6 protein-coding genes and 1 pseudogene are annotated in these 9,262 nt (G+C 67.6%); 2 read left to right on the forward strand and 5 right to left on the reverse strand.

What is annotated here, in order from left to right:
- Positions 1-534: 534 nt before the first annotated feature.
- A complete protein-coding gene (locus tag ACFYZQ_RS40105) occupies positions 535-2,922 on the forward strand; it encodes a Helicase associated domain protein (protein WP_389159234.1) in 2,388 nt (795 codons plus the stop codon).
- Positions 2,923-3,676: 754 nt separating this feature from the next.
- On the opposite strand, the gene ACFYZQ_RS40110 is transcribed toward ACFYZQ_RS40105, so the two are convergent.
- From ACFYZQ_RS40110 to ACFYZQ_RS40120, 3 genes are all read right to left on the reverse strand, one after another.
- Positions 3,677-3,958 carry a hypothetical protein gene (locus ACFYZQ_RS40110; RefSeq protein ID WP_389159236.1) on the reverse strand — a complete coding sequence of 94 codons (282 nt, stop codon included), beginning with the start codon at positions 3,956-3,958 and terminating at the stop codon, positions 3,677-3,679.
- A gap of 520 nt (positions 3,959-4,478) precedes the next feature.
- A complete protein-coding gene (locus ACFYZQ_RS40115; protein ID WP_389159237.1) occupies positions 4,479-4,760 on the reverse strand; it encodes a hypothetical protein in 282 nt (93 codons plus the stop codon).
- Positions 4,757-5,239, reverse strand: coding sequence for an HNH endonuclease family protein (locus tag ACFYZQ_RS40120; RefSeq protein ID WP_389159239.1), 483 nt, complete (start codon positions 5,237-5,239; stop codon positions 4,757-4,759). The genes ACFYZQ_RS40115 and ACFYZQ_RS40120 overlap by 4 nt, the downstream gene beginning before the upstream one ends.
- A gap of 6 nt (positions 5,240-5,245) precedes the next feature.
- On the opposite strand from ACFYZQ_RS40120, the pseudogene ACFYZQ_RS40125 reads away from it, so the two are divergent.
- Positions 5,246-6,037, forward strand: a pseudogene (locus ACFYZQ_RS40125) (helicase associated domain-containing protein); the annotation flags it as partial.
- Between the two features lie 22 nt (positions 6,038-6,059).
- On the opposite strand, the gene ACFYZQ_RS40130 reads toward ACFYZQ_RS40125, so the two are convergent.
- Positions 6,060-6,623 carry a hypothetical protein gene (locus ACFYZQ_RS40130; protein ID WP_389159241.1) on the reverse strand — a complete coding sequence of 188 codons (564 nt, stop codon included), beginning with the start codon at positions 6,621-6,623 and terminating at the stop codon, positions 6,060-6,062.
- Entirely contained in the window at positions 6,620-8,620 is a 2,001-nt protein-coding gene (locus tag ACFYZQ_RS40135; RefSeq protein WP_389159243.1) for a tyrosine-type recombinase/integrase, read from the reverse strand. Before ACFYZQ_RS40135 ends, ACFYZQ_RS40130 begins: the two co-directional genes overlap by 4 nt.
- Positions 8,621-9,262 lie beyond the last annotated feature (642 nt).

Genomic DNA, 9,262 nt, shown 5'->3' on the forward strand with positions numbered 1-9,262 from the left:
CGGGCATGGCTCCGCGGCACCAACCCCAAAAAGCCCCCCCAGCGCGGGAATTGAATTCCGCAAGCCGGAATTCTAAAAGCGTGTCAATTCGCGCAAGCGCGAATTGCGAGCACCCGCGCAAGCGCGGGTGTCGAGGCTGGCAGCAAGGGGAGGTGCATCGCGCTCGCGCCTGTGTAGGGCTTGGGAATCCTAGCTACCACCCCCGCAAAGAAAGTGACGGGCCGTCGGCCTGACGGGGTGCTGGCCCCACCGCAGTGACGGGCTCCGCTGCGCTCCACTCGGACCCCTCCCCCACCCTCGAAACCGCCCCGACACGTTCACCAATACCCCGTCAGCGTACACCACAACTCGCCGCATGGGGGCGGGATTGAGCCATGTATAACCCTGGGGCGGGAACATGATGCGCGGGTGATGCATCACATGGCTTGGCTGTGTAGAGTCTGGGACTAGACACCACACCCCCCGGCCACCCTCACCGCGCCGGACTTTCATTTCAGATTGCGCGCCACATTCCGCGAAAAGGAGAACACGGGAATGGCCGTGAAACTGCGTGACCATCAGATCGAGGCCGTTGCCGCCATTGTGCGCGGTCTCGATATCCCGCCGGGCGGCATTCCCGTTAATGGGCTGCGCGGGCAGGTACACGCCGCGTGCGGAACGGGAAAGACCATCATCGCGGCGGCGTCGGCAAAGCGCCTTGTGCCCAAGGGCCGCATTCTTGTGCTGGTGCCGACTCTGGACTTGCTGACCCAGACCGTCCAGGCGTGGCGCGCGGCTGGGCACACGGGGCCGGCGGTTGCGGTGTGCTCGCTCCAGGACGACCCGGAGCTGTGGAACCTGAAGGTGCGCTCCACCACGAACCCGGTGCAGCTGGCTCTGTGGCACGGCCAGGGGCCTGTGACCATCTTCGGGACGTACGCGAGCCTCGGTGTCCTGGCGGAGGCATTCGAGGGCGCCTACGGCCAGCAGTTGGCCCCGATGGACCTGACGGTGGTGGATGAGGCCCACCGGACTTCGGGCTCGATGGGTAAGGCGTGGGCCGACGTTCACAACCAGGGCGTCATCCCGTCGCACCGCCGACTGTACCTGACGGCCACGCCGCGGATCTGGGAGGAGCGGCTGAACCGTGAGGTCGCGGAGGGGGTTCGTGACCCGCTGCCGCGCGAGATGGCGGCCTCCATGGACGACGAGAAGGTCTTCGGCCCGGTGCTCTATAAGCTCAGCCTGGCGTCGGCAGTCTCGCGTGGGTTGCTGGCGCGGTATCAGATCATCGTCTTGGAGCTCCAGGACCCGGTCGTCACTCCTGAGCGGCTGATGGGCGAGGAGCGGCACACCGAGGAAGTCCGCGGACAGCGCCTCGGAGCGCTCCAGGCCGCGCTCCTGCACACGATGGCGCAGCACAACCTGTCGACCTGCATCACCTTCCACCACCGGACGATAGAGGCACAGGCTTACGCGGAGGGCCTGGAGCGCGTCGCGGCGAAGCTGCACGCAGGCGAGCCGGAGAAGTACCCCGCTCGGATCTGGGCGGACTGGTTGTGCGGCGAGCACGTGCCCGAGCGCCGGCGGGAAGTGCTCGCCGGGTTCGGGACCACCGCGCGGCGCGCTGTCTTGTCGAACTGCCGGGTCCTGGGCGAGGGCGTCGACATCCGGGCCGTGGACTCTGTGGCCCTGCTGGACCCCAAGGGGGCGCCGCACGACATCGTCCAGGCCATCGGCCGGGCGCTGCGTCAGAAGCCGGGACAGGGGAAGCTCGCCTCTTTGATCGTGCCGGTGTTTCTCCAGCCAGGAGAAAAGCCGGAGGACATGTTCACCTCGGGATCGTATCGGCCTTTGGTGAAGGTATTGGAGGGTCTGCGCGCTCACGATGAAGAGGCCGTCGAATTGCTCGCGATCCCTCAGGAGCCTCAGAAAGACGTCGCGCAGCCGTCCATGAACATCGGTGTCGCGCCAGAAGAGGGCGAGGAGGAATCCCGCTTGCTGCTCCGTTTTGCCGCCCCGAGGGATCCGGCGATGGTCGCGGACTGGGTTTCCTTCAACGTGATCGACACCGAACGCCAGGACTGGGCTCGCGGCTGGGCGAAACTGAAGGCGTACGTCGAGCGGGTCGGGAACGCACGGGTGCCGTACGGGCACCGGGAGGGTGCGACGCCCCTTGGGCAGTGGGTCGCGGAGCAGCGACGGGCCTACGCGGCCGGGGAAATGAGCGGGCAGCGCGCCCGCCGGCTGGAGCAGCTCGGCATGGTGTGGTCCGTGGCCGATGAACGCTTCCAGGAGAACCTGGAAGCCGCCAAGGCCTACTACGACCAGCACTGGACCCTCTGTGCTCCAAGGTCCGCCGTGGCCTTGGACCGGCCGGTGGGGCAATGGCTTAGCAATTTGCGCCGCCCGGGTGCGCTGGAGGGCCACCCCGAGTGGAAGGCCGCGCTGGAGGCCGTGGATGAGGACTGGAACCCGAAGTGGCCGGCCGACTGGCAGCGGCACTACGCAGCCCTGCGCGAACTCGTCGCCGACGAAGAAGACCAGGCGGAGGTCCTGCCCGGCGTCACCGTCCACGGCATGGACATCGGCAAATGGCTCGCCCGGCAACGCAAACCCGAGATCTGGCAAGCCCTGCACGACGGGCAACGCGAGCGCCTGGCACAGCTCGGCATCGCGCCGCCGGCCCCGGAGCAGGAAGCCCCCGCCAAGGCCCCCAAGGGAGGTTCTGAAGCCTTCGAACGGGGTGTTGCGGCCCTGGCGCAGTACAAGACCCGCGAGGGCTCCGTGAAAGTCCCCAGAGGCCACGTAGAACGGCTGGAGGACGGCACGGAGGTCAAGCTCGGGGTGTGGATCATGAACCAGAAGACCAGGCGGGCGAAGCTGACCGCTGACAAGCTCCAGGCGCTGGCGGAGCTCGGGCTGGAGTGGGCGGCGGCCTAACGCTGCTGGATGAGACCCCGGGCGCGCTGTGCGGCTTGGGGTCCTTCGCTGTCCCGGGCCTTCGGCATCGCACTGCATGTAGGCACTGGGATCCTGAGCTGATCCCCCTGCGGGCTGTGTCGCGGCCGGATGTGGTTCTGGGCGCACGAGAAGCGGCAGGGTCACCACCGACAAACCTCGGACTCGGCTGGCGACGAGGTAGCCGCGTGGGAGGCTATGCGAAGGTCCGTGCCGGCCCCTTCCCTTCACCGCCCTCTCACCGGCATGGAAGCGCCCTCGACCTGACCGCACACCGCCCAGGCAGCCTCCCCCGGGCTCACAGCCGAACTCACCTACCTCCTCGACTTTGAATTCGAGCTGTAGCCGGTCAGGGCCTGTGAGAAGGCACTGGAACAGAGTCGTCTCAGTCCCCAGAGGCCATCGACCCGGAATAGCGCCCGCGCGGGTGAGACGTGGCATGGCAGCGCTGCTCGCCCTCGCCCACACCCAGGCCGCAAGCGGGGTCCCTGAGGCGGCCGGTGAACTCGTCGTCCAGAGCGAGGACATCGGCCGCGCAGCGGCAGGGATGGGACAAGCTGTCCCGCGCGCCGCAGTGGCTACTCGGAAGCACGCTCGGCCTGTCGGCCGGCCCATCGTAACGCCCCCCTCGAAGCTCACGCCGACCGGGCAGGAGGGCGCTCAACCTGCGCGCAGCGCGGCAGTGCCACGACCGCATCGGCACCGCGATGTGATCACGCGCGGTACGGCCTTCCGGTCAGAAGTCGAAGGAGTGGATGGCGTAGCTGTTGGCGCAGCCGGCGAGTCGGGCCATGGTGCCGATCAGGGCTTGGTGCGGGCTCAGATCATTGCTGTCGGCCTTGTAGATAATGGAGGCGCCGCCGACAGTGGAGTTGAAAGTCACGTCGAGGACAAGGCCCGTCTGCCATTCGCGGACCTTGGTCGCGGACAGCGGCTCTGCCGCGTCTGCGACTCCCATGGAGAGCACGCACATGCTCAGGGCGAGGGCGGCACTGACGAATGCGGAACGAAGACGCATCCCTGATCCCTTTCGAGGAAGCCGTTCGACTGCAAACACAGCCTGTGGCTCAACGCACGCAACCAGCTACAGCGAGTAGCGGGCCAGCCGCTTCGTCATGGACGCGAACGTGCCACAAGCTGCCTCTCAAACCTCGACACGAGGCATTCATCGAGGCCTTGCGCACCACCGCGCCTGCTCGTGCTCCTGATCGACCGAAGCGTCCGGTCACGCGGCCTGGACGGCTCCCCGGGCGCGGGCCAGCTGGAGCAGTTCGGAGCGTGCCGCTGGTATCGAGGAGAGAGTCTCCCAGTTGCCACCGCAGCCGTACGGACAGGAGCAGCAGGCGGTGACGCAGGGCCGCGGGGCGCGATGCGGCGAGCGCTTCGGTACTCGTTTCCCGGGGTGAGCTGCCGAAGGCTCGCACCGGACGGACGCCTCGGGTCCGCCCGGCGTTGTAGAGCGGGCGCGACCGATCCGGGCCCCACACGATGCGGCGAGAGCCCCGGCCTGATCAGGCTGGGGCTGCTGAAGCGCCGGGTCAGGTGGCTGTGGCGCCCTGGCCTCGGCGGATGCGTCCGAGGAGGTCGCGGTGGTAGGCCGCGAGGCCCCCTTCGGGGATGGGGGCGGGGCTGCCGGTGAAGGTGTACCACTCGTCGGCGCCGGTGTACTGGACGGCGACGTGTGCGCTGTGCCTGTCATCGGTGAGGGTGGTGCGTACGGTGAGGTCACCGGTGATGACGCCGACTTCGTCGGTCATCGCCCCGCCCGGGCCGGCGGTGACGCTGCTGGTGTAGGAGTCGGTGTCCGGGCTGGTGTTCATGCGGGGCAGGTGTCCAGCATCTCGTCCAGCTTGTCCTTTTCCGGTTCGGTGATGTTGAGGGCGTACACGTGCTTCACGTGGGTCCAGGCACGCGCGTAGGTGCACCAGTAGGAGCGCAGCGGGGGCGCCCACTGGTCGGGGGACTGGTCGCCCTTTTGCCGGTTGGAGCTCGCGGAGACGGCGATCAGCTGCGGGTTGGTGAGGTCGTTGGCGAACTGGCGGCGCTTGGCGGTGGTCCACTCATCGGCACCTGAACGCCAACCGTTGGCCAATGGGACGACGTGGTCGATGTCGACCTCGGTGGACGGTCTCGTCGAAACCTTGCCGTCGTAGGCGCTGTACCAGATGCCGGAGACGGCACGGCACTGCTCGTCCTGGACGACGTCGCGGCCGTCGCGGGCAAGAACGACCTCACGGGTGTCGCACGTGCCGTACTGGGTGACCCAGTGCGGGAACTTCGAGCGCGAGTACCCGGTCATCGGATGCGGAGCGGCGACGGTGAGGTCGTCCGCAAGGAGCTCCTCGACGAGGCCGGGATGGTCTGGGAGCCCGGCGAGGAAGCCTGGGAGAACAAACTCGCCGCGCTGCGCTCCTACCGGCGGGCCACCGGGCACCTCGCTCCGCGTCAGGACGCGGTCTGGGGCGAGGGCGAGGGCGAGGCAATGGTGCCGGTGGGGCAGCACATGGCCAACCTGCGCCGGAAGGGCGGCCTCGGGAAGGACCCGGAGCGGGCCGTCGCGCGCGCGAAGCAGCTGGCCGCGATCGACCCGGACTGGAACTGCCCCTGGCCGCTGGACTGGCAACGCCACTACAAGGTGCTCGCCGAGCTGGCCGACACCGAAACCGACGGCGTGCTGCCCGACATCGCACCCGGCGTGCTGTTCGACGGCGACGACATCGGACGATGGATCCAGCAGCAGCCCAAGCCAGGCACCTGGAAGCTGCTGTCGACCGAGCAGCAAGAGCGGCTGTCCAGGCTGGGCGTACAGCCGCTTGAGGCGCCGCCGCTCGCAGCGGCCAAGCGTACGGCGAAGGGCCCGAGCAAAGCGCAGCAAGCGTTCCAGCGCGGCCTGGCGGCCCTCACGCAGTGGGTGGAACGGGAAGGTGCCCACCGGCCTGTGCCACGCGGCCACATCGAAGAGATCACGCTCGACGGCGAAGCGGCGCCGGTAGTCGTGAAACTCGGCGTATGGGTCTCGAACACCAAATCGAGGAGAGACAAACTCGGCGCCGAACAGCTCGACGCACTCCGGGAACTGGGCGTGGAGTGGGCATGACCGCCGTGGATGGTGGTGTCGTTCAGCGGGCCGTGTTCTCGGTGCGGATCATCCGGCGCAGGCTGGTGCGGGCAGCAATCAGGTCTTCTTCGAGGGCGGTCATGCGGGCGCGGAACGTGGCGTTCTCCGAGGCGGCTTCCTCCAGCCGGCGGGTGAGGTCCTGGTTCAGGGCGTACAGCTGGTCTGCTCTGGTTGCTGCGTCGGGGGCGTGGATGGAATCGAGTTGCTGGCCGAGTTGGTGGCGCAGGGCTGCCTGGAGCCGGTCGCGTTCGTCGCGGAGGTCTTTGATTTCTTGCCGGGCGATTTCGAGTTCGGTGCGCAGGCTGAGTGGGGAGGGCGGGCTTGCCGTGGCGGATGGCGGGGTGCTGTGGGCTTGGCGTAGTTGGGCTGCCTCGATGTGCTCGCGTACGCCGGGGGCATAGGTGAGCCAGGTGGAGACTCGAGCGGCGCGGGCGACTGCGGCGAAGGTGAGCGGCTTTCCCTGTTTCTCGAGTGTGGCCAGGACTGTGAGGACACGGGCTCGTTTGTCGAGGCTGTGACGGCGTCTGGCTTCGGCGAGGGGGGCGGGGTTGCCGCGGGGATTCATCGCGGGTCTTTCGGTCGGGCAGTGGTGAGGGGCAGGAGGGTGTGGTTGTCGCCTGCTCGTGCTTTGCGCAGCACGGTGCTGGCCTCTTCGATCTGGGCACGTTCTGAAGCGGGGAGGGACGCCAGGTGTGTGTGCATGCGGTCGATGACGCGCTGGTAGGCGGTGATTTGTGCGGTGAGGGCGGTGGTGACGAACTCGGCGGCGCCCATGGCGAGTGCGGTTTCGCGGTCTGCTCGTAGTTCGTTGATGTGGTGCTCGATGGCGGGCAGGTAGGAGGGGTCGGGGCGGTAGAAGCCGCAGCCGGCACATTGAAAGCGGATGGGGCAGGCCTGGCCGCCGGCTTTGACGTTCGACGGCTCGGTGCAGCCGCCGTAGGGAACAGCGACAGAGCGCATCTCGTAGGCCGTGCTCGAGCTGGGGCTGAGGTGGCCGTGCTGGTCGAGGACATGTGCGCTGAGCTTGGCCACAGCTTCGCTCTTCCGCTTGAGGGAGACGGTGTAGTAGCGCTGGGTCATGGCGATGGACTTGTGGTCCATCAGCTCCCGCAGCACGTCGACGGGGGTACCGGCGTCTGCGTGGCGCTGTGCGTAAGAGTGGCGGAAGGCGTAGGGGTAGATCAGGGACCGGTCGAAGAGCAGGCGTTGTCCTTTGGCGTCGATGCCCTCGGCGTGGAGCGGGGGCAGTGCGTCTGCCCAGAGCCTGAGGGCGTCGCTGAGGTAGGTGCTGGAGATGTAGGGGGCGTCGCTCAGGGCGGTGAGAGAGGGAAAGAGGTATCGGTCCCCCTTGGCGGGAAGATGCAGCTGGTCACGGCAGTCTTGCCAAGTTCGGATGGCGTCGGCGGTGAAGGTTGCGATCGGCAGACGTCTGCGGTGGCGTTTCCTCTTGTGGTTGTCCCAGATCAGGGTGGGCTGGCCGTTGTGGATCTCCAGGCAGTCACGGGCCAGGGAGACGATCTCAAGCGGGCGGCGCCCGGTGTCGCGCAGGACGATGTACATCGTGCGGTACAGCAACTGCCGGGCGTCGGGAGCGATATCGCGGCAGCCGTAGGTGTTTCCGGTGCCCAGAGTGTCGATGTGGGCGTCCAGTTGCCGGATGACGGACTCAGGGATGGCCTTGCCGATGAAGTCCTCATTGGGTTCCTCCACAGAGATGACGTGCTCGACGGGCACGCGGGTGAAGGTGCCGGCCAAGTCATCCAGGGTGCCGCAGCGGCGGCCGTAAGCGATGAGCTGGAAAAACATCCCCAACAGGCTGCGCCGGAAGGAAGAGGAGTAGAGGGTGCCGTCTCGTCTGCGTGCGGCCCGGAAAGCGTCGACGGCCGAGGTGGCATCGGCGAACGTCAGGACGGCGGGATCGTCGCCCGCGTCGGCGCGCTGGGCGAGAGCCGTGGAGGCGATGGTCGTCGCGTGGAACGTGCGCTTGAAGTCTTCCGTGGGGGGGCGGGCGGTGGTCACCCAATGACGCAGCGCCTGGCGCAGCCAGGGCTGGCGGACAGTGCGGAGATCGACGCGGCCGGGCAGATGCCGGCGCTTGCCGGAGGCGCTGTGGCGCAGCCCGAGGACGCGCAGATCGATGACGTCCTGGTCTATGAGGGCAATCCCGGAGAACTCGCTGTATCCGGCGCGGGCGGCGGACTGCAGGTTCTCCACTGTACGGACGGCAGACTGATGCGGCTTGGTGAGCCGGGCCGCGTTGGTGGCGTCCAGAAGCGTGTCGGCCGTGGTGAGGTGGCTGATCACGCCGCGAATCCAGTGAGGTTCCAGGGCACGTACCCACTGGTCCATCTGCTGCACGGCGTACAACACTTCCCAGCGCAGCAACTCGGGCAACGGGGCGAGATGGAACTGGTGCGCCAGCAGGTACAGGGGCTGGTGCGGTGCCCACTGGGCGGCAGGCACGGGGTCGGTGCTGGAGCGGCATTCCACTCTCCAGGCGCGCCAGTGGTAGTTGCACAACCCACTGGAGTTCATCGCCCAGCCGGAGCAATGGGTCACCATGCAGTCTGGGTTTTCGGTGAACGGTGTTGCCCGGCTGCGAAGCCACCGCTCGAGCGTGCCTCTGGACTTGTGGTACCTCCATGATCCGTGGTGGGCGGCGCACAGGCCTCCCGATACCTGAGGGCGTACGCACCGCACGCCGTCCCGGGTGAGCGTGCACGGACCTACGACCGTCAACGGCAGGGACCGGGAACGGGCGGGGGTGAAAGTGGCGGCGAACCCTTCCCGCGGCAGGCCACTCTTTCTGCGCTGATCCGAGCAGTACGTACAGAACGTCTCCTGAGCGCGCACGATCATCTCGCAGCGGCGGGGGCGGCACCGCGAGGACGAAGTGCGCGGGTTGTCGAGGTCTCCCGTGAACAGCCATCTGGCGCTGTCCCACTCCCCCAGCCGCCACGCGGGATCGATGTGGGCACGCAGCCACGTCTCCCACGACTTCTTCGTGGCCTTCGTCGCTGAGGGACGTGCGACGGCAGGCGCACCAGCCGTGCTCACTGGTTCTCCCGCCATGCCTGGGCCCGGTCGACAGCCGCCCGGGTCTCACACTCTGAACCGTTCCGGGTTTGATCGAGACTCTAGGTCGTGACTGTGACCTGGGATTTCGTGGTTTCGCGGTAGTGCTTGGTCTCGTATTCGGCAGGT

It is taken from the genome of Streptomyces sp. NPDC001843 (genome assembly GCF_042891955.1).
GTDB lineage: Bacteria > Actinomycetota > Actinomycetes > Streptomycetales > Streptomycetaceae > Streptomyces.

What these genes read in the sequence shown, in the direction of transcription:
- ACFYZQ_RS40105 (WP_389159234.1), top strand. Translation starts at nt 535, where the DNA reads ATGGCCGTGAAACTGCGTGACCATCAGATCGAGGCCGTTGCCGCCATT.
- ACFYZQ_RS40110 (WP_389159236.1), bottom strand. Translation starts at nt 3,958, where the DNA reads ATGCGTCTTCGTTCCGCATTCGTCAGTGCCGCCCTCGCCCTGAGCATG.
- ACFYZQ_RS40115 (WP_389159237.1), bottom strand. Translation starts at nt 4,760, where the DNA reads ATGAACACCAGCCCGGACACCGACTCCTACACCAGCAGCGTCACCGCC.
- ACFYZQ_RS40120 (WP_389159239.1), bottom strand. Translation starts at nt 5,239, where the DNA reads ATGACCGGGTACTCGCGCTCGAAGTTCCCGCACTGGGTCACCCAGTAC.
- ACFYZQ_RS40130 (WP_389159241.1), bottom strand. Translation starts at nt 6,623, where the DNA reads ATGAATCCCCGCGGCAACCCCGCCCCCCTCGCCGAAGCCAGACGCCGT.
- ACFYZQ_RS40135 (WP_389159243.1), bottom strand. Translation starts at nt 8,620, where the DNA reads ATGGTGACCCATTGCTCCGGCTGGGCGATGAACTCCAGTGGGTTGTGC.